General features: G+C 43.4%; 16 protein-coding genes. 12 read left to right on the top strand and 4 right to left on the bottom strand.

From position 1 onward, the window contains the following. Positions 1–103 precede the first annotated feature (103 nt). The 3 genes from BAU14_RS13725 (at position 104) to nifJ (ending at position 5,624) form a co-directional block, all read left to right on the top strand. Positions 104–673, top strand: coding sequence for a nucleotidyltransferase family protein (locus BAU14_RS13725; protein WP_161900672.1), 570 nt, complete (start codon positions 104–106; stop codon positions 671–673). Positions 674–936: 263 nt separating this feature from the next. After that, positions 937–1,386: a flavodoxin gene (locus BAU14_RS13720; protein ID WP_161900671.1), complete on the top strand. Its 450-nt coding sequence runs from the start codon at positions 937–939 to the stop codon at positions 1,384–1,386. Between the two features lie 707 nt (positions 1,387–2,093). Next, positions 2,094–5,624, top strand: a complete 3,531-nt coding sequence (gene nifJ, locus BAU14_RS13715) for a pyruvate:ferredoxin (flavodoxin) oxidoreductase (RefSeq protein WP_161900670.1) — start codon at positions 2,094–2,096, stop codon at positions 5,622–5,624. 332 nt (positions 5,625–5,956) lie between these two features. Here nifJ and BAU14_RS13710 read toward each other — a convergent pair whose 3' ends face one another. From BAU14_RS13710 to BAU14_RS13700, 3 genes are all read right to left on the bottom strand, one after another. After that, positions 5,957–6,214, bottom strand: a complete 258-nt coding sequence (locus BAU14_RS13710) for a hypothetical protein (RefSeq protein WP_161900669.1) — start codon at positions 6,212–6,214, stop codon at positions 5,957–5,959. A gap of 194 nt (positions 6,215–6,408) precedes the next feature. Next, the gene (locus BAU14_RS13705; protein ID WP_161900668.1) at positions 6,409–6,837 is read right to left on the bottom strand and encodes a hypothetical protein; all 429 of its coding nucleotides are present in this window, start codon (positions 6,835–6,837) and stop codon (positions 6,409–6,411) included. Between the two features lie 505 nt (positions 6,838–7,342). Next, positions 7,343–7,864, bottom strand: coding sequence for a DUF308 domain-containing protein (locus tag BAU14_RS13700; protein ID WP_161900667.1), 522 nt, complete (start codon positions 7,862–7,864; stop codon positions 7,343–7,345). Positions 7,865–8,036: 172 nt separating this feature from the next. On the opposite strand from BAU14_RS13700, the gene BAU14_RS13695 reads away from it, so the two are divergent. Beyond that, entirely contained in the window at positions 8,037–8,522 is a 486-nt protein-coding gene (locus BAU14_RS13695) for a hypothetical protein (protein ID WP_161900666.1), read from the top strand. 498 nt (positions 8,523–9,020) lie between these two features. Next, positions 9,021–9,467: an NUDIX domain-containing protein gene (locus BAU14_RS13690; RefSeq protein WP_161900665.1), complete on the top strand. Its 447-nt coding sequence runs from the start codon at positions 9,021–9,023 to the stop codon at positions 9,465–9,467. 191 nt (positions 9,468–9,658) lie between these two features. On the opposite strand, the gene BAU14_RS13685 is transcribed toward BAU14_RS13690, so the two are convergent. Beyond that, on the bottom strand, positions 9,659–10,255 hold the full coding sequence (locus tag BAU14_RS13685; protein WP_161900664.1) for a nitroreductase family protein: 597 nt from the start codon (positions 10,253–10,255) through the stop codon (positions 9,659–9,661). A gap of 386 nt (positions 10,256–10,641) precedes the next feature. On the opposite strand from BAU14_RS13685, the gene lepB reads away from it, so the two are divergent. From lepB to BAU14_RS13650, 7 genes are all read left to right on the top strand, one after another. Further along, the gene (lepB, locus tag BAU14_RS13680; protein ID WP_161900663.1) at positions 10,642–11,184 is read left to right on the top strand and encodes a signal peptidase I; all 543 of its coding nucleotides are present in this window, start codon (positions 10,642–10,644) and stop codon (positions 11,182–11,184) included. A gap of 246 nt (positions 11,185–11,430) precedes the next feature. After that, positions 11,431–15,072 (top strand): PD-(D/E)XK nuclease family protein, encoded by a 3,642-nt coding sequence (locus tag BAU14_RS13675; protein WP_161900662.1) that lies wholly within the window; start codon positions 11,431–11,433, stop codon positions 15,070–15,072. Beyond that, positions 15,053–18,955 carry a helicase-exonuclease AddAB subunit AddA gene (gene addA, locus BAU14_RS13670; RefSeq protein ID WP_161900661.1) on the top strand — a complete coding sequence of 1,301 codons (3,903 nt, stop codon included), beginning with the start codon at positions 15,053–15,055 and terminating at the stop codon, positions 18,953–18,955. Before BAU14_RS13675 ends, addA begins: the two co-directional genes overlap by 20 nt. 256 nt (positions 18,956–19,211) lie before the next feature. Further along, positions 19,212–19,535 carry a winged helix-turn-helix transcriptional regulator gene (locus tag BAU14_RS13665; protein ID WP_161900660.1) on the top strand — a complete coding sequence of 108 codons (324 nt, stop codon included), beginning with the start codon at positions 19,212–19,214 and terminating at the stop codon, positions 19,533–19,535. A 397-nt stretch (positions 19,536–19,932) separates the two neighbouring features. Beyond that, a complete protein-coding gene (pheS, locus tag BAU14_RS13660; RefSeq protein ID WP_161900659.1) occupies positions 19,933–20,976 on the top strand; it encodes a phenylalanine--tRNA ligase subunit alpha in 1,044 nt (347 codons plus the stop codon). Positions 20,977–20,980: 4 nt separating this feature from the next. Then, positions 20,981–23,398 (top strand): phenylalanine--tRNA ligase subunit beta, encoded by a 2,418-nt coding sequence (gene pheT, locus BAU14_RS13655; RefSeq protein ID WP_161900658.1) that lies wholly within the window; start codon positions 20,981–20,983, stop codon positions 23,396–23,398. An 83-nt stretch (positions 23,399–23,481) separates the two neighbouring features. Further along, positions 23,482–23,937: a GNAT family N-acetyltransferase gene (locus BAU14_RS13650; RefSeq protein ID WP_161900657.1), complete on the top strand. Its 456-nt coding sequence runs from the start codon at positions 23,482–23,484 to the stop codon at positions 23,935–23,937. Positions 23,938–24,061: the final 124 nt, after the last annotated feature.

Genomic DNA, 24,061 nt, shown 5'->3' with positions numbered 1-24,061 from the left:
GAGTACAACGATTGATCTGGCTGCTAAGGGTTAAAGGAGGTGAGCTGAAACGAAAAAGGCGAATATCAGTGCAGTGATTATGGCTAGTGGACATTCTTTGCGGATGAAGCAAAACAAACTGTTTTTAACTTGGCAAGAGCAAACCTTCTTGGAACGAACGATGGATTTGGTACGTTCGGTGGGATTTGGTAGGGTGGTTTTGGTTATCAAGCCAGAAGATCTGGCAAAAATCAAAGTGCCCCGCAGCTTTACCGTAATTGAAAACAATGCTTCTGAACGAGGCCAAAGTGCGAGTGTCCGGTTTGGAACTGCACAAGTGCAAGGCGACGGCGTTCTCTTTTTGACTGCGGATCAGCCACTACTAACGAGAGACTTGTTGATGAATATCATTCGCAATGGAGAAAAGAGCAACATTGTTTTTCCTACTAGAAACAAGCAACCGTCGACGCCGATTTATTTTGGCAGTGATTTTTTTGATGAATTGTTACGTGTCAACGGTGACAATGGCGGTCGTACGGTTCGTGATGCGCATCCGGAAGCTTGGGTCACTCTTTCAAAAGCAGATCAATTGCTGATGGATGTCGACACACCGGAGGACTATCAGCAACTCCAACAGATGGTTGCCGTTGAAAAGAAAATTGACCCGCAATCTTGGGAACTGGAATTTGAATAAGCATGTCATCCAAGCCGCACTGTCGTAACTGTCTAGAGGCCGAATCATTGGATTCGGTCTCTTATTTTTTAGTAAAACTTCGCCGATACATTCATAGGGAAGCGATGAAAAGAAAAAATCAGAAAAATATTTTTTTAGCCTTAAAAATATTGAGATAGCGTTCACAAAGTGTTATAGTGATAGTGGTTAAAACGTACGTTATTCTTGTTTTTTATAGAAGAGCGGGCGCTTACAATAATTAGAAGATGGAAGGATGAACAAGTATGACAGCAGCAAAAATCGTTTATGCAAGTATGACCGGAAATACAGAAGGAATCGCAGAAATCTTAGAAAAAAACTTTGAAGAAGCCGGAATTGATGTGGAACGACTGGAGGCTGATGATGCGGATACCGATATTTTCGAAGATGCGGATATCTGTGTGGTTGCAACTTATACTTATAATGATGGCGAATTGCCTTTTGATTTTGAAGATTTCTTTGATGAACTACCGGAAGCTGACTTGTCAGGTAAAGTATTTGGTGTAGTCGGTAGCGGCGACAGCGAACTATATCCTGATTATTTCTGTAAAGCCGCCGATGATTTTGCCGAAGCTTTCGAAAAAGCCGGTGCAAAAAAAGGCGCAGCTACCGTGAAAATCGAAAATGATGCTGATGATGAAGATGAAGAAGTTCTCGCTGCTTTTGTCAAGGAATTAATCGCAGCAGTTGACTAACCCTCTGTTTTTGTAAGCATCAAAAGTGTTTCTACGAGAGGATTCGTGATTTTACGAATAGGTAATTACAAAGATTAGTTCTGCTAATAATCGGGGATGCAGGACTTGAAGCTTACTGAATACTATACAAGACGTTCTGGTAACGTTTGGGAAAGGCTTCTTCATCAAAAGTGTGGCACTGTCTGACTGATAGGTAGTGATGTGGGGAGTACTACTTAGATCTTTTCATTAAGAAGTTATACGAGGCAGGAAGCAGTTCTTGAGTGTATTAGGGATAAAATAAGCTGCATAAAAACTTTTGAAAATAGTGTTAAGTTGTTTGTAATGACGGTGGAAAGAACAACGGGGAAAAGAATATAAAAAACATGTGAAACAACAAATTTTTGAAACAAAAACAGGCAATCATATAGGGGCATTGGTGTGTCTGTTGGAAATGATGTTTTCTATGTTTGTTGCGACTAAATAAGCGGGGGGCAATGTCGCCAGAGATATCGTTTTCTTGGGGAGCAAGTTAGAGTTAAAGTTTCAGGCAAGGAGTGTCATTTATTCGGGGAATTGTTGGTTGCCAGTAATCAGTATCTACTGGAGACTGATATTGAGTAGGGTTGACGATACATGCGGCTACCTGGTTGAAACATTGAGGATGGTATGTGAAGCATGTGTATCAATGAGGAAATGCAGATCAGAACAGAAAGAAGTTTAGACAGATGAAGAAAATGAAAACAATGGATGGAAATACAGCTGCTGCATATATTTCATATGCATTTACCGAAGTGGCGGCGATTTATCCCATCACGCCAAGTTCTACCATGGCAGAAGTCGTGGATGAATGGGCGGAAAAAGGCCAGAAAAATATCTTCGGTGAAAAGGTCAAAGTTGTTGAGATGCAATCTGAAGCCGGAGCAGCAGGAGCGGTTCACGGATCACTGAAAACCGGTGCTCTGACGACGACATACACTGCTTCTCAAGGATTGCTGTTGATGATTCCAAATATGTATAAAATTGCTGGTGAGCTGTTGCCAAGTGTCTTCCATGTAGCTGCCCGGGCGGTAGCAACCAATGCATTGAGTATTTTTGGTGACCATAGCGATGTGATGGCAACGCGGCAAACCGGCTTTTGTATGTTGGCAGAAACCGGTGTGCAAGAGGTTATGGATCTGTCAGCAGTGGCTCATTTGGCAGCCATTGAAGGCAGCTTGCCATTTGTGAATTTCTTTGACGGTTTCCGTACGTCCCATGAATTGCAAAAAATTGAAGTTTTGGATTATGACGATTTGAAAGACATGGTAGACCAAAAAGGCCTCCAAGATTTCCGTAATCGGGCCATGAATCCAAATGATCCGCACATTTCCGGGACTGCCCAAAATCCAGACATCTACTTCCAATCACGAGAAACGGTGAATCAATACTACGATCGAATGCCGGCCATCGTAAAAAAATATATGGATAAAATCAATGCATTGCGGGGAACTGCGTATGATTTGACGACTTACTACGGTGCACCAGATGCGACGGAAGTGATTGTTTCGATGGGTTCGGCAACACCGACAATTCGTCAGGCAGTAGATTATCTGAATGAAAAAGGTCGCAAAGTTGGTCATATCAACCTGCATTTGTATCGCCCGTTCCCAGCCGATGATATTTTGGCGAAGCTGCCAGCTTCTGTCGAACGTATTGCTGTTTTGGATCGGACCAAAGAACCTGGAGCTGACGGCGAACCGCTGCTTTTGGATGTTCAAAGCATCTTGTATCGCCATCCAAATCGGCCAGTGATTATTGGTGGTCGCTACGGGATTGCTTCTAAAGACGTGACGCCTGATCAGATTGTCGGTGTCTACGATCATTTATTGCTGCCGGAAGAACAATTGAAACAGCGCTTTACCATCGGGATCAAAGATGATGTTACGTTCTTGAGTTTACCCCAAACAAAAGTCTTGGATCTCACAAAACCTGGGACTTTCCAAGCAAAATTCTGGGGCTTTGGTTCTGACGGGACCGTGGGGGCTAATAAGCAAGCCATCAAGATTATCGGGGATAACACTGATATGTATGCCCAGGCATATTTCTCCTATGACTCCAAAAAGTCTGGTGGGTTGACGGTTTCTCATTTACGCTTTGGTCATGAGGCGATTGATTCGACGTATCTTGTGGAAAATGCCGACTTTATTGGCTGCCACAACGCTGCTTATCTCCACCAATATGATTTGGTAAAAGGGCTACGGGATGGTGGCACCTTCTTGTTGAACACTGTTTGGGACGAAGAACAGGTGAAAAAACATTTACCAACTAATTTGAAACGTTATCTGGCACAACATCACAATGAATTTTATATTATCGATGCTATGCATATCGCCATGAATAATGGTTTAGGACGACGAATCAACACCGTGATGTCAGCGGCTTTCTTTGAGGTTACTGACATTATGAATCGAGATACTTTCTTGCCGTTGCTCAAAGGAGAAATTGAAAAGACGTATTTGAAAAAATCCAAGGAAATCGTGGAACGCAACTGGGCATCAATTGACCAAACCTTCGAACACTTGCGTAAAGTCGAAGTTCCTGCTGAATGGGCGGACTTGGAACCAGTAACTGAGGCTGCGCCAAAAGATCGGCCAGCGTTTGTACGTAACATTTTAGATCCCATTGCAAGACAAGAAGGCGATGATTTGTCGGTGGGTGATTTGATTGAAAATGGAATGTTAGGCGGACGGATGCCGTTAGGAACAGCAGCATATGAAAAACGCGGCATCGCTTTACAAGTTCCAGAATGGCTTCCAGAAGTCTGCACCATGTGTAATGAATGTTCATTTGTCTGTCCTCATGCTTCCATTCGACCATTTTTAGCAGATGAAGAAGAAATGGCACAGGCACCAGAAGGCTTTATTGTTCGGGACTTTAAGGGGAAAGATGGTCTGAAATATCGGATCCAAGTATCCCTGGAAGATTGTACGGGTTGCGGTCTTTGTGTGGAAGCTTGCCCAGCCAATGCTTTGGTGATGAAAGACTATGATACGCAGCAAGAAGAAGCTGTTAATTGGGCTTTTGCTATGACATTGCGGCATAAAGAAAATCCGCTGAAAAAAGAATCCGTTCGCGGCTCTCAATTTGAAAAGCCATTATTGGAATTTTCCGGAGCTTGTGCGGGTTGTGGGGAAACACCTTATATCAAATTATTGACACAGCTGTATGGCGACCGAATGATGATTGCCAATACCACCGGCTGCTCTTCTATCTGGGGGGCTTCTGCGCCAGTTTCACCGTATACTACTAACGATTTGGGACAAGGACCAGCTTGGTCTAACTCGCTATTTGAAGACAATGCCGAATATGGCTTTGGGATGTACATGGCTAACAATGTGCGTCGTCAACGGGTTGCTGATCGGGTTACGGCTGCCTTGTCGGCAAATCTGGGCACTGAAGATACTCGGGCATTGTTGCAGGATTGGTTGGATCATTTTGAAGCAGGGGATGGCACGCAACAACGAGCTGCCAAACTGGCGGCAGCACTGGCGACCGAATCTGATTCGTTATTGCAGGAAATTCTGTCTGATCGCAACCTCTTTGCTAAACCGAGTCAATGGATTCTTGGTGGCGACGGTTGGGCATATGATATTGGTTTTGGCGGGATTGACCATGTTTTGGCATCCGGTGAAGACATCAATATCTTTGTTATGGACAACGAAGTCTATGCCAATACCGGGGGGCAGATGAGTAAAGCAACACCAACGTCGGCAATCGCAAAATTTGCAGCCGGCGGTAAAAAAACTTCCAAAAAAGATCTGGGGATGATGGCGGTGACTTATGGCAATGTCTACGTCGCACAAATCTCAATGGAAGCCAATCCAACGCAAGCAATCAAAGCCATCACAGAAGCGGAAAACTATCCTGGACCATCACTGATTATCGGTTATACTCCTTGTATCACTCATGGCTTAAAAGGTGGTATGGCTAATTCTCTGTATGAAGCTCGGGAGGCTGTTGAGTCCGGTTACTGGCAATTGTATCGCTTTGATCCACGGCTGGCAGAAAAAGGTAAAGATCCATTCCGTTTAGACTTCAAAAAAGCTGATTTTGATCGAATTCCAGATCTTTTGTTGAAACAGACACGTTTTTCTGCGCTGAATAACGTCAAAAAAGATCCAGAGCTAGTGGAAGAGATGTTTGATGCCACTGTTGAAGCAATGGAACGCCGTTCGGAAACTTATTCCGAAATGGCAGGTATGAAAAAGGGAAAATAAATTTTTGAAGGCCTTTGCTGTTAATCTTCAAACTTTCAAACCTAGAGGCTTTCTGAAATTCCCTCAATCACTTGCAGATCTGTCTGCCGCTATCGGTTTTTGATCGCTCCTGACCGAATAGCGGCGACTGATTTGAATAAAGGGCATCACGACAGCTGAGGCAACTTGGCTATTTCGGCATGATGACCGTGATCTTGTTGAATTAAGATCACAAGATTCCCATCAGTATTGACCACACCTCATTACGGTCACAAAGCAGTGCATGAAAAAAGCACTGTTTTGTGGATGAAAAAACCGGCTTGTCTTTTGACAGCCGGTTTTTTTGAGATAAATTATTTGTTTTCTTTACCGAAGAGATCCTTGATTTTGTCTACGATTCCATCCGCATTTGCGGCATCTTTTGCGTCACCAAATGTCTGCTTTGCTTTTTCGGAAAACTCGTCAGGATTAAAGTTTGTGATCATATCCTTGGCTTTTTCTGCAAAATCACCGAGTTCATCCTTATGCGCTTCTACAAACTTCTGGGCAGTTTCGATGTTGCCTTCACCGATCAGGTCTTTTACCTTTTGAATCAATTCATCTTTGTTCATTTTTGCTTCCTCCTTCAGAGTATCTGAAAAATTTTCCCGACAAAAAGTCGAAAGATTGCAACGTAACGCAATTAAAGTGTAGCACGAGGCTCTTTTTTCGGAAAGCAAAACGCCCGGACAAAAGATGCAAATGAAGGCCATGCCGGTCGCATGGATTTTGGAGTTGGCACAAAAAAACTGACGGGAGTAACCAGTCAGTTTCCGATAAAAGCTTGATTGAGGAACTTTGTCTTAGGTAGAAAGGCCCGGTCCAGTTTTTCTAAGCGACGATCAATTCGACTGGCAATTGGGTCATGACGCAACTTGCGGTAAGCAAAGAGCAAAACGCAACGCTCTTTGTCCGGACGGTTTTGGCGACGATATAAGTTGGCGATTCGTTCAACATATTCATAGTGAGTATAGTCAGAGAGCTCACACAAATACAAAAGCAAATCCTCTGCTTTATCCAACTCTTCGATTGCGTAATAATTCAAGGCTTCCCGATAGAGCTTAATCTCGAAATTTTCATTTTGTGGGAGTGCTTTTCTGCGCATCCATTCTTTAACCGAAATTTTTTCGATGACATTGCCTTCATGGTCACGAATTAAAATGACTGGCAATTCTTGTGAGTTTCCAGCGGCCATGGGCACACCAACTTTCTTTTAATATTACACTTAGTATAGCCGGTTCCAAGGGAAAAAACAATGTGTGAAAGTGTAAGATTAAGAAAATGTCAAGTCATACACATGGTATTTTATATCGTTGAGTAAAACAGGCACAAAAAGTGATTATTCAAGCCTTACAGTCAGTTTAAGCTAAGCATGAGACAATAGTTGAGTCACCGTCTGCTGAAGCGAATACTACCAAATGTGAGACCCCAAAAGCCGACCCTCCTCCTTAAATCATCGGAAGATCGTCGGCTTTTTTATTGTTAAAAATGTCAAATGCTGACTGTCCATGATGAAATCAAGCGAAATCAGCCTCATTCACTTTTTCTCTTTCCAGGTATGGGAATGTTCTCTCTTCGAACTAAGATATAAAGAGTGTCACCAATTTTCCTCATCTACACATTTTTTATTCATTGTGGTTAGACATACGCTATTTAGGGACATTACTTATGTCACACTCCCATTTGAAAAACAGCAAGTACTACATATTTTTTTGTTGAAAATAGCTGATGATTGCTGCAATGGCAGTAGCAACTAAAATTCCACCAAAAATACGGAACATCAATAATACACTTTCAAAAGGATTGAAAACGAGTAAGGCACCGGCAGCCATTAATAAAATACTGAAGACCAGCCAACCGATGCGAGCAGATCCTTGGCGATGAAGTTGAATCTCTTGTAACAATTGTCGAATTCCGCCAATAAGTACGAACAGGCCCAAAAGTAATGGAATAAAAGACACAATTGGTTTGGCTAAAACTATGACAGCTAAAGCAGCCAATAGCAGAAAAATTCCTGAAGCATAGGCACCGGCAAAAGCAGCTTTTTCTCTGATAACTGTATACAGATTCAAGATTCCCATAAATGCGAAATAGACGGCGATGATATAAACGATTCCATTGAAGATCATCCCCGGCTTCCAAAGTACGATTATTCCCAATAGGCCAAGTACGACCCCACGCAGCAGGTCGTATTGTGCCATTTTTTTCATAAAATTATCCATAGTGATTCCTCCAGATGTTCCAACTTTGTGTCTTTATTGTAGCGGATAGGCAGTTAAATTTGAATCCATAAGCTTTTGATAGTCTAAAAACGCTCCTTGGTAGGCAATGGTTGTCAAATTAAGAGGGATACAGTATCTTTGAAGGAGAAGCAATCAAAAGGAGGGATGGCCCATGAGCGGATTTACTTTGTTGTTAGTGGTGATGCTGGTGGTTTTGTACCTCTATCTTTTATTAGTTCGACGAGACATTGTGTTTATCTCAAAGCGGCGTAGCACATTTGTCACTGCCGTTCCTTTTTTGGCAGTTGGTGCACTGCTGCTCTCTCTGAGCGATGCTAAAACGCTGGAAGATCAGGTGCGAGGAGTGGTAGCCGCATTCTTTATTTTGAGTTTCTTGTTTGACTCCAGAGGCCTGGCAAAGGATCGTATTGTCAGTAATGCCATGGATCTTAGAGGGATTCCCTATGAGGAGGTTGGCCGAGTCGTGCTGCTTTTCAGTGAGGGTAAAACTAAAATGAATTTTTTTCGTTTAGGTATGCGGGGCCCATTGCTGATTTTTGAGGCGCCGGTTGAAGAGATTGTCTTATTTTTGACAGAACATCTGCCAAAAGGAACGCCTATTGATGTTCTTTTGGAACAACACCCTGACGATCATTAACTTAGAAAAGATAAATGAGCAATCGATAAAAGAACCTCTGCGGATTTTTTCCAAAGAGGTTCTTTTTTATTGGAATTTGTGTTTTACGATGTAATTTTACTACTTTAGACATCAAATGACTTTATATGTCTGCAACTATTTAAGCTTTTGTCTAACGCGTATATAATATAAAATAATTTTTGCTTTTTGAATAACTAGTATTGATATGTTGGAATACTAAAACATATCGAATAACATGCAAAGGCTGACTAGGATTAACGATTAATCAAGATAATGTAAATAGATAAGAGAAGATGATTCCATAAATTGTATGCGCTTACTGTTTCTGGTGATATAATTAACCCACTGCATTCAGTTATAAAAATCTGAGGAAGCGTTTTGTGAGAATTACATACCCACTCTTGCTTTTATTAAAGCTGATGGTACTTTTGATGCGTTAAATGTAGATATTTTTGAAACGTAAATTATTAAAAAATTGTATCGATAGGTGGGGTAAGAATGTTTGCCAAAAATAATGGCTTTGAATTTCTTGATTTTCTTGTTGTAAAAGAGGTTGAAATGTTTGAATATCACCGGCTGGCTGGTTCCTATGCAGTAATAAAGTCCGAATGTAAATATCTCTTATGCTACAATACGTTAAGAGAGCAATGGGAATTGCCAGCGGGTCACAGAGAGGAGGATGAAACGCCCAGGGAATGTGCAATCAGAGAACTTTACGAAGAAACTGGTCAACGGATTTTTAATTTAGAATTCAAAGGCTTATTAAAGTCAAAGAACCTAACGAATGGCGAAATTAAATATAATCCTGTTTATTTTGGTACGCTTTTAGAACTTCAGCCGTTTATGGAAAATAGTGAAACCTCTGAAATTCAACTGTGGGATTTAAAGAAGAATATCGGCTATATAGATGCAGTGGATCTTAAGTTATTTGATTATGTGGATTAAATTAGTTGGAGTATCCCTCTAACGGGTGCAATTGCTGCAGTTTAAAAGCTTGATTTCTCGATGAGATACTAAGGAAAATCAGTTTTTTTATAGTACTGTATGACAAAAAACCATGAAGTGACGAGAAATCGTTCACTTCATGGTTTTTTGCTATTATTTCAAAAATATTCCAGCTCAGAATAAATCAGTAATTAGCGAATAACGCGGAAACGATCTTCTTCTGGCATAAATTCTTTTTCAGCAGCTTCAGCTTCTTTAGAACCGAATACCAACTGTGAACGAAGCTTCCAGTTTGCAGGAATATCCCACTCTTTGGCAACAGCTTCATCGATTACTGGGTTATAGTGTTGCAAGTTAGCGCCTAAGCCAGCGTCTTCCAATGCAACCCAAGCGTTAGCAGTTGCGATACCATTGGATTGTTCAGACCAATCTGGGAAATTGTCAGCATACAAAGCAAATTGTTCTTGCAGAGTTTTAATAGTGTCGGTGTGTTTGAAGAATAAAACAGTACCCAAACCAGCTTTAAAGCCAGCCAGTTTAGCTTGTGTACCAGGGAATGCTTCTGCCGGTGTCAATGGTTTCAAAGCTGCTTCAGTCAGTTCCCACAATTTTTCATGGGCTTCACCAAACAATACGACAACCCGTGGTGATTGGGCATTAAAAGCTGTTGGGCTATATTTAACAGCGTCTTTGATCAAGTTTTCAATTTCTGTTTCTGAAATTTCAACGTTCCGACCCAAAGCGTAGATGGAACGGCGGTTTTTGATTGCATCCATAAATTCTGTCATAGTATAAAAACTCCCTTTTTTTGTTTTTTCTTTGCTACAAGAGTGAGTATATATGCTAACCAAAAGTAAGTAAAATAATTTGCTCAAGTTTTTGAAAGAAATTTGGATGAGGAGATTTCCAAAGGACAAACCAAGAACTTTAATTATTACCTAACAGCTGGCCCCCTCCTATAAAAAGGGAAAACTATTTCACAAACATGATTCATCGATGCCCCTGTCTTCTTCGATAATCCGTAAATTTTTCCCGCTTTTATCAAGGGTAGTAAGGAAGTGTTAAAACTACTTCTCGAAATCTTGGTACTCCGCTGAATGCTAATTTTTTGCCCCTTGTTTTCCCTGTGGTACACTTGAATCAGAAGCAGTTTATCAGAAAGGAAGCGGCGCATATGAAAAAAGAATGGCTGAGAACAGCTCTATACTTAGCAGCTTTATTTGCTGTTTTGTGGTTGCTGCGCCACTTTGTTTTTACTCCGGTGATTGTGAAGGGGGATTCGATGGACCCGACTTTGCAGGATGGTGAACGGGTGATTGCGCTACTAAATACCGATGTCAAACGGTTTGACATTGTGACTTTTCCCGCGCCGGATGAAGAGGGGAAAAATTATATTAAACGAGTGATCGGTTTGCCGGGAGAAGTAGTAGAATATCGGGAAGGTGTTTTGTACATTGATGGGAAAAAGATTATAGAACCTTATCTGGATCGTTATGAAAAACAGGTGACAGATGGATTACCGTTGACGTTGGGTCCACATCAAGAAACCTCGTTTTCTTTCGGTAAACTCTCGGAAGGCGAGATCTTGGTTATGGGGGACAATCGGCGGATTTCAAAAGACTCTCGCTCGATTGGGTTTATCAAGGAAAAAGATATTGTAGGAGATGTAAAGTTTATCTTCTGGCCTTTACAGCAGTTCGGTTTTATCAAAGAGTGACGGTGAAAAGGCAACAATCAGCCTAAATAAATAAGAAAATACGAAAGAACCAGTAGTGTTTTACTGCTGGTTCTTTCGTATTTATTTGCTTTGTTGAGGAGGCGTATAGTTTTTGGCTAGTTATTTTCAAGAGTAACTATTATAGAAAAAGAATTACGTTGTCTTTGGTCTTCTGGCATGGACGACGAATGATAAAAACAGGTATACTGTCTGTGATACCCACTATAGCAAAAGGGGGCTTTTTGAATGGGTCTGGGTTTTATTTTAGGACATGGCAATTGTGACCATCAAGCAAGGGTTGTCGATGAAGCATTGGCATGGCGCAGCAAGTCTGCTGGCCGCAAAGTGTTTTTTCTGGTGCCTAATTTCAATAAATTTATGCAAGAGCAAGAACTCCTGCAGGCAGTAAAGCAACGTAGCGGCATAGTGGATTTCAGTACGATTGATATTCAAGTCTTCAGTTTTTATCGACTAGCATGGTACTTTTTACAACAAACAGGCGCATTGTCTGAAAATACGATCAGTGATGTGGGCAGCGGTATGTTGCTGCGAAAAACTTTGTCTGAAATGGAAGAAGAGTTGACAGTTTTCAAAAGTGAAATCCGCAAAAAGGGCTTTATCCGCCAACTGTTGGATTTAAATACGGAGCTTGCTGCGGGCAATCTGGCACCAGCTGAGCTTTTATCCACGCCGAAAGACGAGTTTTTAACACAGCTTTCTGATGCAGAAGCTGTAAAATGGCAGGATCAACAAGAAAAGCTGGCAGAAATTGCTAAGATTCTCGATCGCTATCAAAACGCGCTGGTTTTGCGCCAACTGCAGACGGAAGATCCTCTTGCACTATTAACAGACTTTTTAAAGGGTCAATGGGAAGGCAAAATAGTTGAGGCCCCGGATCTGACAGATACGCTGTTTGTTGCCTACGGGTTTGAAGAACTTTACGCGAAAGAGCTGCAATTGTTGCAAGTTTTGGCAGAAAAAGCTGAACTGACTGTTGCGTTGATGTTGGACCGGCAATACACTACGGAAAAGCCAGCACAGCTGGATCTTTTCTACAGTACGGGTAAAATCTTCTATCAATTGACGCAGGCTGCTCGTTTGGCTGGAGAAACCGTACGGGTATTGGAACCGGCGCAAAATTGTACCCGGTATCCCAATTTAGAGGAGTTGGAAGGTTTTTGGCGCCTGACGCAAAATCAGGGACGTTATCAACCAGCTTTTGATTTGTCTGAACAAGTTCATCTTTGGAGGACCGTTACTCCTGAAGAAGAGCTGCGCCAGATTGCTGCGGAAATCCGGCGCCTCTTGGTAGCTGATCCCACACTGCGTTTGAAAGATATTCAACTGGTGACAAATGATCTGGAAACCTATGGCCAATTGATTCCGCATATTTTTCAAGAAGCCGATTTGCCTTTATACATCGATCAAAAAGCAACGATGGAACAACATCCTCTTATCGAGTTTTTGCGGGCGCTGCTGGAGCTGGAAACCTATCATTTCAGACTGGAAGACATCTTACGTCTACTAAAGAGTGAACTTATCTTGCCCGCTGTGTACTTAGAGGCCTCAGCAGAAACAGCAAAAGGAAGTGTTTCTGAAAAGGAAGATTTTCGAGTGACACGTCGCCAACAGGCCGTTGCTGTTTTTCGTCGAGATGTCGATCTGACAGAAAATCTGGCATTAAAGAATAATCTACAAGGGTATCAATGGTTGTCCAAAGAGGACTGGCCAGTGGTTGAATACGATTTTGAAAATCAAGAACGGTTAGAAAGCGGACCTTTGACAATTCGTTCCAATCGGTTGCGGCGTAGTTTCCGCGATCTAGTCGGCAGTTTTTTAAAAAAATTGAGAGCTTCAGCAGATGGACGTACGGCAGTGACACATCTCTATCATTTTTTACTTGAAGCAGGGGTGGAAGAGACCTTGCTTTCTTGGCGGGACAAAGAAGTTTCCCAGGGCGCATTGGAGCAAGCGAGAAATCACGAGCAGACTTGGCAAGCGCTTATGACACTCATGGATGAATATGTTCAAATCTATGGAGAAGATCCTTTTGATCTAGAAGTATTCACTGAAGTTTTTACTACCGGGTTGGAAACCTCTGCCTATGGTCGAATACCTGCTGCCATTGATCAGATCCAGGTCAATCAGCTGACCTTAACCAGACCACGGCAATGCCGCATTACTTTTGCTATTGGACTCAATGAGTCTAATTTTCCGCAACAAAGCAGCAACCATAGCCTATTAACTGATGAAGAGCGGGAGCGATTAAACCAGGTTTTACCTGAGGATAAGTTTATCCAGGAAGGAACTGGGGGACAGGCCGCTCGCTCGCCACTGATTGCGTATAAACTCTTTTTGTCAGCGACAGATCAACTCTATCTGAGCTATGCCGCTAATCAAGATACGCAGCAAAACATCAAAATGTCACCGTATGTTCGACGTTTTGTTAGTCAGTTGGGACTAGGAATAGACGAGCGGCGATTATTGACACCGCAAGAAACACCTGATCCGTTCGTAGCCAGTTATCGAATGCTGGTGGGACAACTGAACAATCTTTACCGACAGTGTGAAGACGAAAAGATGAATATTCCTTATCTTTGGCAACGCTTGGAGCAGGCTGTAAAAACGTCTCCTGAAAAAGAGGTGGCTTTGCGGGCTTTCTTCGGGCGCAGCCGGCAAAATGTTCCCTTGCCTCTGGACCCAGCATTGGCAGAGACGATTTACGGCAAGGACCTGTATGCGTCAGTTTCTCGCCTGGAAAGTTTTTACGAATGCGAATACCGGTATTTTTCCGAGTATGGCTTGCGCTTGAAGGAGCGGGAATTGTACGGAATTGATACCATGATGACGGGCAGTCTGTTTCACGATGCCTTGGATCGTTTTTTGAAGGCAATCAGTGAATTGTCTGTGGATTTGGCGGAGTTGAGTGACGAAAAACGCCAGCTGCTTTTAGAGGAATTATTACAAGAAATCCTTGGCGAAGCCCAGTACAGCGTGTTGGAAAGTACAGCACGGATGCGGTATCTGCGCTATCGTTTAGGAAAAACAGTTGAAAAAGTCACTTGGGCGTTGCACAAACAATCACAAAAGACCCGTTTATATCCAGTGAAAACAGAAGTTCTCTTTGGTCAGATTGCTGGCAAAAAAGGGATCCCTGGCATTGAACTACCCTTGGATAATGGCGGTCAACTACGAGTGCGGGGCAAGATTGACCGTGTGGATGTCGCCCAACAAGACGATCAAACTTGGCTGGCAGTTGTTGATTACAAGTCTGGCGACAAGCAGTTTAGCTTGGTGGAAGCGTATTACGGTCTAGCTATGCAGTTGATTACTTACTTGGATGTGGCTTTGATGGATGCCAAAGAATTGGTGGGAACAGAAGCAGTCCGGCCAGCAGGTGCCTATTACATGCGGGTCCACGATCCAGTGCTAAGTCCGCAAGAAGCTGAAAATGATCGTTTGTTAGAAAAATTTAAGATGAAAGGCTTCTATTTGAAAGACGGCGAGTTGTACCAACAAATGGATGACTCTCCTGAACCAAAAGAAACCTCGCAATTGTTTCCAATCAATCGAGATGCTAAAGGAATTTTGAAAAATACGCCCCAAACAAAGACTTTTTACACTGAAGCTGAGATTGATACCATGCGGCGATACAATCGGGAGAAGATGAAAAGTGCCGGGGATAAGATTGTTTCCGGAGAGATTGCATTGAATCCTTATCTGACGGCTAGTGGCAAACGGGCTTGTACCTATTGTCCTTTCCGTAGTTTGTGCGGGTTTGATGTGATGCTAAAAGAAAACGACTATCACCGTTTAGTTAGTCAAGACAAAGAGCATCTACTGGATGAAATGAAAGGAGCTGTTGAAGATGACGAAACCAACCAATGACAATTCTCGCCAGCATGATCCGCTGGTAGAGGGGGAGTTGTCAAAGGAGCAAGCCTATCAAACTTCTTTATGGGAGGAACCCAGTCAACAGCCCCAAAAAGCAGATGAGACTGCAAAAGTTGAGACAGGCGCGATTTCTGAGCCTAAAAAAAATCCTTACGAAATTCCTTTGAAACCGGATAACGAACAATTTACTGATAAACAGTGGCAGTCGGTTTTTGATGGGGGGGACAATTTGCTGGTCTCGGCTTCCGCCGGTTCCGGTAAAACGACGGTCCTGGTTCGACGGGTGATTGAAAAACTGAAAAGCGGCACCGGCATTGATGAATTATTAATCGTAACGTTTACCGAAGCGGCTGCTCGCGAGATGAAAGAACGGATTCAAACGGCCCTCAGTGAATCCCTTGCCAAAGAAAGCGATCCGAAGCTACAAGCCCGCTATGCACGCCAATTAGGGTTGCTGCCCCAGGCCAATATCTCGACACTGCATGCTTTTTGTTTGACTGTCATTCGCCGCTTTTATTTTCTGATTGGGATTGATCCAGTGTTTAGAATGCTGACGGATGAGACGGAAACTCTTCTGTTGAAAGAAGAAGTCTGGGAAGAATTAAGGGAATCCTACTATGCTTCAGAAGATGAGGTCTTTTACCAATTGGTGGAAAATTTCTCCAATGACCGTTCTGATGACGGCTTGACGGATTTGGTTATGCGTCTGTATCTTTTTGCTGTCGCAAGTCCTGACCCGCAAGCGTGGCTAGCGCATTTGACAGATAACTACCAAACTGAACAAGACTTTAGTGAGAACCCACTGTATCAGCAACAAATTAAACCACAACTTGAAGCAACACTGACACTGGCACAAGCTGAATACGCCAAGGCATTGGACATGGCGCATGCCCAGAATGACTTTGCCAATTATCTGGACAAACTGCAACATGAAATTGCCCAAGCAAAAAATTTGGCAGACGCACTGGCTTCTGATGACACAGAGCGTTTTTATCAACAACTGGTTAGCCTAGATCTCGCTGCTCGCTTGATGCCTAAGCGCAACGAAAATAAAGAACTGTCACAAGAACTTTTGGCACATCGTAAAACGGGTCGGGAGCTGTTAGTTTCACTAAATGAAGTTATGGTGTGTTCGCCAGCAGAAAGTCTGCGTTTGATGGCCTTAGCGCAGCCGTTGGTAGCCAAACTGGCACAATTGACCGGTGATTTCATGAAAAGTTATCGCGGGCGAAAACTGGAAAAAGGGCTGCTGGATTTCAATGATTTGGAACACTACACATTGGCAATCTTAAAAGGCGATGGCGTAACCCCTTCAGTGGCAGGTACTTACTATCGTCAAAAATTCTCTGAGGTGATGGTAGACGAGTATCAGGATGTCAATCGGCTGCAAGAAGCCATCTTGTATCAGGTCCGTCAAATAGACCCGCAAGCCCACCCAAATCGTCGTGGAAATATGTTTATGGTGGGGGATGTCAAGCAATCCATTTATGCGTTTCGTTTAGCTGATCCTACGTTATTCATTGACAAATATCTAGCTTTTGAACAACAGCAGGGTGGACGACGAATCATTTTGGCGGAAAATTTCCGCAGTCGTCATGAAGTGTTGGATTTTACCAATCTGGTTTTCAAGCAATTAATGGATTCGGCAGTGGGGCAGATTCCTTATGACGAGGCGGCGGCACTGATTCCCGCTCTCCCTGCTTTTCCGGAAGTCCCAGGGTTTGAAACGGAGCTGTTGATTTACGAAAAAGGGGACGGAAAAACAGAATCATCAGAATTGGTAGAGAACAAAACCCAAGGGGAGCTGCTTTTGACGGCACTCAAGATTCGACAGCTGGTGGATGAGGGTTTTTCTATTTATGATAAGAAGAAAAAGGCAATGCGACAGGTAGAATACCAAGATATCGTCTTGTTGACACCAACAAAGACCAATAATGAAGCGATCATCACCGTGTTTCAACAGTTGGATATCCCTTTGGAAATCAGCGATGCGGAAAATTATTTTCAAACCACTGAAATCCAAACCATGATCAGTTTACTGACAATCATTGATAACCCGGATAACGATATTCCATTGGCATCAGTTTTACGTTCGCCAATCGTTGGTCTAACGGAACCAGAATTAGCGATGGTTCGGGCACAGCATCCTCAAGGAAGTTTCTTTGAAGCCGTAACTGCCTATGAAACTGTGGGGGAAGCACAGTTGCAAGAGAAGATTGTTGCCTTTAACCAGCAGCTGACAGCGTGGCGAGACTTTTCAAAAACGCGGGAAATCCCTGAACTGTTGTGGCGGATATATGATGACACTGGCTACTTGGATCATGTGGTGGCAATGGCAGCTGGCCGTCAGCGCTATGCCAACTTGATTGCCTTGGTAGAGCGGGCAAAAACTTACGAGCGCTCTAGCTTTAGAGGACTGTATAAGTTCATTCGTATGGTAGAAAAGATGCAAGAAAAGCAAGTCGATCTGGCAAAACCTCTGGCAACTCCCGCTGAAAATGCCGTCAGGGTTATGACGATTCACGGCAGCAAGGGCTTGGAGTTTCCTATCGTATTTGTCTTGGATATGTCACGGGAAATGAGCCAGCAAGATTTTCGCACTCGTTATTTATTTGAAGAAACCCTTGGCGCCGGAATCAAATATCTGGATCCTGAGGCACGGGTAGAATATGAAACTCTTCCTTATCAAGCAGTTTTACAGGTACGTCGTCAAAAAGCCTATTCAGAAGAAATGCGGAAATTGTATGTGGCTTTGACGCGGGCTGAACAAAAGCTTTTTCTAGTCGGTTCTTATAAAAATAAGGAGGAAGCTGGGAAAAAATGGTCGCAGGCTGAAGGGCAAGAAAAGCTGGTGTTAAATCCCGCATTGCGCATGCAGGCCAGTGGTGTCTTGATGAATTGGGTAGGGCGAACGTTATGGCGTCATCCCAAAATGACCGACTACTTCTCTGAAGCAGCTGAACGCCGCTTCACGGTGAATGCGCCTGTCGAATTTTCAATAGATTTTCTTGATGAGTCGCAACTTTTAAAGTTGGTCACAGACACGCTCAACAAAAAGACTGCGACTCAAGAAAAACCCGCAGCTTTGGAAACCGTTCTCCGCGTAGAAGAATTGCAAGCAAAGGAAAGTCATTTTGAAAAACTGAAACAACGCCTGGATTATCGTTATCCTCATGAAAAAGCCACGATGACCACTAGTTATCAGTCGGTTTCAGAGATCAAACGGCTGTTTGATGATCCTGACAATGCCGATGAGGCTCGTATTGATTGGCAGAGCACTGATCAAGTGGAGAGTCAGCGGCGGTTTCGGTTTACTGGTTCTGAGTTAGCAAAACCAGCCTTTTTAGAAGAAACTGAAATTGAGGGTCGACAGATCGGCTCAGCCACCCACGAATTTTTGCAGCTGTGGCCACTGAAGACAGCGCCGGATCCTCAAGCGTTGCAACACTTTGCCAGTCAGTTGGTTCAGCAGAAAATCATTACCTCACAGCTGGCAGATCACATTGATTTTGAAGGCATTGCCTGGTTTTTGGATTCACCATTGGGGAGGGAACTTCGCAGCCATTCCGCAGCAGTTCACCGGGAGCAGCCTTTTGCGATGCTAAAAGCTGCTTCACAAATTTTTCGAGAGTACGATAATGCAGATGACGAAATGCTGATTCATGGTATCATCGATGGGTACTTGGAAACGGCGGACGAAGTTCTTCTTTACGATTTCAAAACGGATTTTGTTTTCAATGGAGACATAGAAGTGATGCGCCAAAGGTATCAGGGACAGTTAAGTCTATACAAACAAGCCTTGGAACAAGCCCTGCAAAAACCGGTTACAAGGACGGTCCTAATCTGGTTGCCGCAGCGAAAGATTATCGATTTATAATTGGTGATCTGCAAGACTACCTTTAGGATGGTGGAGCAATCGTATTTTTCTCATATAGCAGGAAATTATTAAGATTAGTTGTCCGTTACTTACAAAAAATAAGGTTTGTGCTATAATGTGTGAGAAGTAATGGAAGTCGGGCTTTAGAAGTGGCTCTCCTACAGCCGGTCAATGTTGAAAGGCAGTGACCAACAGTTACAGGTTGACCAAACATTTGGTCACCGACAGTCGCAAACACATTATCGAGGTGAAGAACATGGAAGCAGTAAAAACTCAGGAATTCATGCTTTGTCCCAAGTTCGAAAAAGCCTTCTCCATATTGGGAAAAAAATGGAACGGGTTGATTTTGGACGTTCTAGTGGAAGATGGCCCGCAACGATTTGTGGACCTGGCAAAAAAAATTCCGGAAGTCAGTGATCGGGTATTGGTAGAACGCCTTAAAGAGTTGGCCAATGAAGGCATCCTGACAAAAGAACAAAATCTTTATAGTCTGACAGAAAAAGGCATCGATCTTGAAGAAAGCCTGGTCTGCGTGAAGCAGTGGAGTGAAAAATGGATCGATGAATCAGAATGCAGTTGATTTTTTCAGCAGTCTTCTGTAAACTAAGGTCAATTGAATAACCAAAGAGCGCAGATGGAAAAGAGTAATTTGGCTGAGCCGCACAAGGGAGACCTGTCAGAGACTGAGAGCAGGTTGCGGTTTCGAAAAATGAAGTTCACTTCCGGAGCTCGTCACAGACGTCTGATCAAAGCAGGCGGACTATGACCGGTGGCAGTTGTCATCGTTAATCAAAGTGAGTGTGCAGTGAAAGATACTGCAAATTTAGGATGGTAACGCGATCTTTCGTTCCTTTACAGGGGCGGAGGGTCGCTTTTTTATGTTTTTTTCGCGAAACAGCAATCCATCTAAAGATTCACTAATGAGCCTGTCGTCAAACAATGTACCATTGCGGTACCTAAAGAAGAGGAGTGACACCATGTCTCTGAAAGACAAACTAGAAGTATTGAAAAATGAGACCAGTAAAAAGATTCAAGCGGCAGCTGATCTTGCGACGCTGAACCAAATCAGAGTAGAAACGCTGGGGAAAAAAGGTCCTATTACCGAAGTTTTACGGGGAATGAAAGATCTATCCGCTGAGGAACGTCCTAAAGTTGGGGCGTTTGCGAATGAAATCCGTGATTACCTAACAGCAGCTGTTGAAACTAAAAAAACTGAACTGGAACAAGCGGTAATGGACAAAGCATTGGCAGAAGAAGCTATCGATGTGACACTGCCTGGGCGCCAAGTACCTGTTGGAGGGCGCCATGTTCTGACTCAAATTTTGGAAGAAATTGAAGATATTTTTGTAGGCATGGGTTATCAAGTGATCGAAGGCAATGAAGTGGAGTCGGATCATTACAATTTTGAGCGGATGAATCTGCCAAAAGATCATCCTGCCCGGGATATGCAAGATACCTTCTACATCTCTGAAGAAACACTGATTCGTACCCACACTTCGCCAGTTCAAGCGCGTGTGATGGAAAAACATGATTTCAGCAAAGGACCATTGCGCATGATTTCGCCGGGGAAAGTTTTCCGACGCGATACCGATGACGCTACTCACAGCCATCAGTTTCATCAAATTGAAGGCCTTGTCGTTGATAAAAATGTGACTATGGCTGATCTTAAAGGAACCCTTGAAGTCATGATGCAAAAAATGTTCGGAGCTGACCGCAAGATTCGTCTGCGTCCCAGCTATTTTCCGTTTACGGAACCTTCTGTTGAAGTGGATGTCAGCTGTTTCAAATGCGGTGGCGCAGGCTGTAACGTTTGTAAATATACCGGTTGGATTGAAATTTTAGGTGCTGGGATGGTCCATCCGGATGTCTTGTCGATGAGCGGAATCGATCCGGAAGAATATTCCGGTTTTGCCTTTGGGATTGGGCCGGATCGGGTAGCAATGCTTCGTTACGGTGTCAACGATATCCGTAGTTTCTATCAAAATGATGTGCGCTTTTTGAGCCAGTTCAAGGGGGAATAACAACATGTTGGTTTCATATAAATGGTTACAGGAATACCTGGACCTTTCAAAAATAACGCCAAAAGAGCTGGGGGACAAAATGTCCGTCACCGGCATTGAAGTTGAAGGTGTGAGCTATCCGTCAGAAGGATTGAAAAAAATCGTAGTTGGGGAAGTCATGGAATGTGTTCCCCATCCGGATTCTGATCACTTGTCCATCTGTCAAGTAGATATCGGTGAAGCAGAGCTCTCTCAGATTGTCTGCGGGGCACCAAATGTCAAAGCCGGCATCAAAGTTATTGTGGCGCTACCAGGCAGTCGCATTGCGGGCAATGTCAAAATTAAAAAAGGCAAGATGCGGGGCGTTGTTTCCAACGGAATGATCTGTTCGTTGCAAGAAATCGGCTATGCTGACAGCGTGATTCCAAAAGAATTTTCAGAAGGAATCCAATATTTACCACAAGACGCGGTTGCCGGAGAAGAAGTTTTCAAATATCTTGAAATGGACGATGCAATCATTGAATTGTCCATTACGCCGAATCGGGCAGATGCCTTGTCTATCCGTGGCGTTGCTTATGAAGTAGGCGCAATTTACAATCAAAAGCCTGTATTTAATGATGAGGTCTTGGTAGAAGCTGACCGGTTGGCAGCAGAAAAAATTGCTGTTCGCGTCGCCGATACTACCGACACACCTGCTTACCAGATTCGTATTATTGAAAATGTCAAAGTGGCAGCAAGTCCACAATGGTTGCAAAACCGTCTGATGAACGAAGGCATTCGACCAATCAATAACGTCGTGGATGTGACCAATTATATCTTGCTGTTGTTCGGACAGCCGTTACATGCTTTTGATTATGACAAGCTGGGTTCCAAAGAAATCTTAGTGCGGCGTGCTGTCGATGCAGAAGAGTTGGTAACATTAGATGGGGAAACCCGCAAGCTGACCTCAGATAATATTGTAATCACCAATGGTTCTGCTCCAGTTGCTTTAGCCGGCACGATGGGGGGCTTGGATTCAGAAATTACGGAAACCACCACGACGGTTGCGTTGGAGGCAGCGTTGTTTGACAGTACTTCGATTCGCAAAACCTCCAAGCAGTTCAATTTGCGAAGTGAGTCGTCTTCACGCTTTGAAAAAGGGATTAATCGCGGGACAATCGGTGAGGCTTGTGAGGCAGCTGCAGCAATGATTGCTTCATTGGCTGGTGGTGAAGTATTGGCCGGCGCGGTAAAAGGCGCAGAACCAGTTGTTGAAAATGCAGTCGTTACAACGACTTTGGCCCACATTAACCGGGCGTTGGGAACTGAACTTACAACGACAGATGTCGACGCAGTGTTTGCTGCATTGGGCTTTGAAGCTTTTGAAGAGCAAGGGACATACACAGTCAGTGTACCGCCACGGCGCTGGGATATTCATATTGAAGCTGATTTGGTGGAAGAAGTCGCTCGTATTTACGGCTATGACAAGTTGCCTTCGACTTTGCCAAGTGGTGAAACCGTTGCGGGAAGTCTAACTGCCCATCAGCAAAAAACTCGTGATTTGCGGAGCTTACTGGAAGGGACTGGGTTGAGTGAAGCAATCAGCTATGCTCTGACAACAGAAGCCAAATCAGAAAGCTTTGCGATGAAAGACAGCAAACTGACTCGTCTGGATTGGCCGATGACGGAAGAGCGAGCTGTCTTACGTTTGAATCTAATCAGTGGTTTGTTGGACGATGTGGCTTATAACATCGCTCGAAAGAATCAAAATGTGGCTTTGTATGAGATTGGTCGTGTCTTTTATCAAGAAAATGATCCTAAAAAAGACCTGCCGCAGGAAGAAAAACACCTGGCTTTTGCAGTTTGTGGCGATGTAATTATGAAGGATTGGCAGACTAAAGCACAAAAAGTCGACTTCTTTACTGTCAAGGGTATCGTGGAAGCCGTGTTTGCGAAGTTCAAATTGGCAGAACGAATCACTTACGAGGCCAGCCACATGAAAGATCTTCATCCAGGCCGTGCCGCAGATATTTTCTTAGACGGTGAAAAAATCGGCTTTCTCGGTCAAGTACATCCGGCTGTTGCTAAAGCCTACGATGTTCCTGAGACATATGTTGCAGAATTGAATCTGGCTGCGTTATTAACAGCAGAAGTGGCACCACTTGTCTACCAAAACGTTTCAAAATTCCCATCAGTTAGTCGGGATATTGCGATGTTGGTGGCTGAAAAAATCAGCAATCAAGAGATTACTGCAGTTATTGCTAAAGCTGCCGGCAAGTTTTTGACAGATGTCAAACTGTTTGATGTTTATCAAGGAGCAAATATTGAGTCTGGCCAAAAATCAATGGCTTACAGTCTGACTTTTGTTAATCCAGAAGCAACCTTGACAGATGATGAAATCAATCGCGGAATGGAAAAAGTAACCAAGGCGTTGGCTGAGAATTTTGCGGCTGTTATCCGCTAATAATGACGTGAGGAAAGGCACCTGTACCGTTTTTTTGGACAGGTGCTCCTTTTTTATCCAAATTTGGTGAGGACGTGTAAGGGATGGATATCAAAGAAATGGATGCCGCTTATTTATTGACGGCGCTCAAAAAAATTTTTGCCGAACAACAAGAGTCAGCCATTGGTATTCCGGAAGAAAGCAGTCGTTATTTGACATTAGGAGCATTTGCAGGCGAGGCGCTTGTCGGAGGAATCGTGATAGAAATAAAATATGAAACAGCCCACATTTCACTACTGGCACTGCGCCCAGATTTTCAAAAAGCAGGGATTGGAACGGCGCTTTTAAAAAAAGGAGAAGCAGCAGCTCAAGAAGCGGGGGCTAAAACGGTAACTTTGACGACTCGCAGCTACCAAGCACCGGAATTTTATCGTAAGCAAGGCTATGAGTGCTTTGGAAAATTGGCAGATGTTCCCATGACCGGAGTTACCAAATACTATTTTGTAAAACGATTGATGGCAAAGGATTCAGAGAAAGTCAGCCCTCACTTGTCAGATTGACATCGCTGTAAAGTAAACGACGAAGATGACAATTAGTGAGTCACTATCCTCCGAAGCGTGCAGGAGTTAACGCAAGCCACAAGTAAAAAGAAGCCATTACCGCTTATTAAAGAACAGCAGTGGC

It is taken from the genome of Candidatus Enterococcus leclercqii, assembly GCF_009933135.1.
Taxonomy (GTDB): Bacteria; Bacillota; Bacilli; order Lactobacillales; family Enterococcaceae; genus Enterococcus_C; species Enterococcus_C leclercqii.
Note: the sequence above shows the minus strand (reverse complement) of the source record. Positions and strands in the feature narration are given on the sequence as shown.

Coding starts and splice junctions, on each gene's coding strand:
- BAU14_RS13675 (WP_161900662.1), top strand. CDS start 11,431: ATGGGTCTGGGTTTTATTTTAGGACATGGCAATTGTGACCATCAAGCA.
- BAU14_RS13700 (WP_161900667.1), bottom strand. CDS start 7,864: ATGGATAATTTTATGAAAAAAATGGCACAATACGACCTGCTGCGTGGG.
- BAU14_RS13685 (WP_161900664.1), bottom strand. CDS start 10,255: ATGACAGAATTTATGGATGCAATCAAAAACCGCCGTTCCATCTACGCT.
- BAU14_RS13710 (WP_161900669.1), bottom strand. CDS start 6,214: ATGAACAAAGATGAATTGATTCAAAAGGTAAAAGACCTGATCGGTGAA.
- BAU14_RS13650 (WP_161900657.1), top strand. CDS start 23,482: ATGGATATCAAAGAAATGGATGCCGCTTATTTATTGACGGCGCTCAAA.
- addA (WP_161900661.1), top strand. CDS start 15,053: ATGACGAAACCAACCAATGACAATTCTCGCCAGCATGATCCGCTGGTA.
- BAU14_RS13705 (WP_161900668.1), bottom strand. CDS start 6,837: ATGGCCGCTGGAAACTCACAAGAATTGCCAGTCATTTTAATTCGTGAC.
- BAU14_RS13665 (WP_161900660.1), top strand. CDS start 19,212: ATGGAAGCAGTAAAAACTCAGGAATTCATGCTTTGTCCCAAGTTCGAA.
- BAU14_RS13720 (WP_161900671.1), top strand. CDS start 937: ATGACAGCAGCAAAAATCGTTTATGCAAGTATGACCGGAAATACAGAA.
- pheT (WP_161900658.1), top strand. CDS start 20,981: ATGTTGGTTTCATATAAATGGTTACAGGAATACCTGGACCTTTCAAAA.
- BAU14_RS13725 (WP_161900672.1), top strand. CDS start 104: ATGAAGCAAAACAAACTGTTTTTAACTTGGCAAGAGCAAACCTTCTTG.
- BAU14_RS13690 (WP_161900665.1), top strand. CDS start 9,021: ATGTTTGCCAAAAATAATGGCTTTGAATTTCTTGATTTTCTTGTTGTA.
- nifJ (WP_161900670.1), top strand. CDS start 2,094: ATGAAGAAAATGAAAACAATGGATGGAAATACAGCTGCTGCATATATT.
- pheS (WP_161900659.1), top strand. CDS start 19,933: ATGTCTCTGAAAGACAAACTAGAAGTATTGAAAAATGAGACCAGTAAA.
- BAU14_RS13695 (WP_161900666.1), top strand. CDS start 8,037: ATGAGCGGATTTACTTTGTTGTTAGTGGTGATGCTGGTGGTTTTGTAC.
- lepB (WP_161900663.1), top strand. CDS start 10,642: ATGAAAAAAGAATGGCTGAGAACAGCTCTATACTTAGCAGCTTTATTT.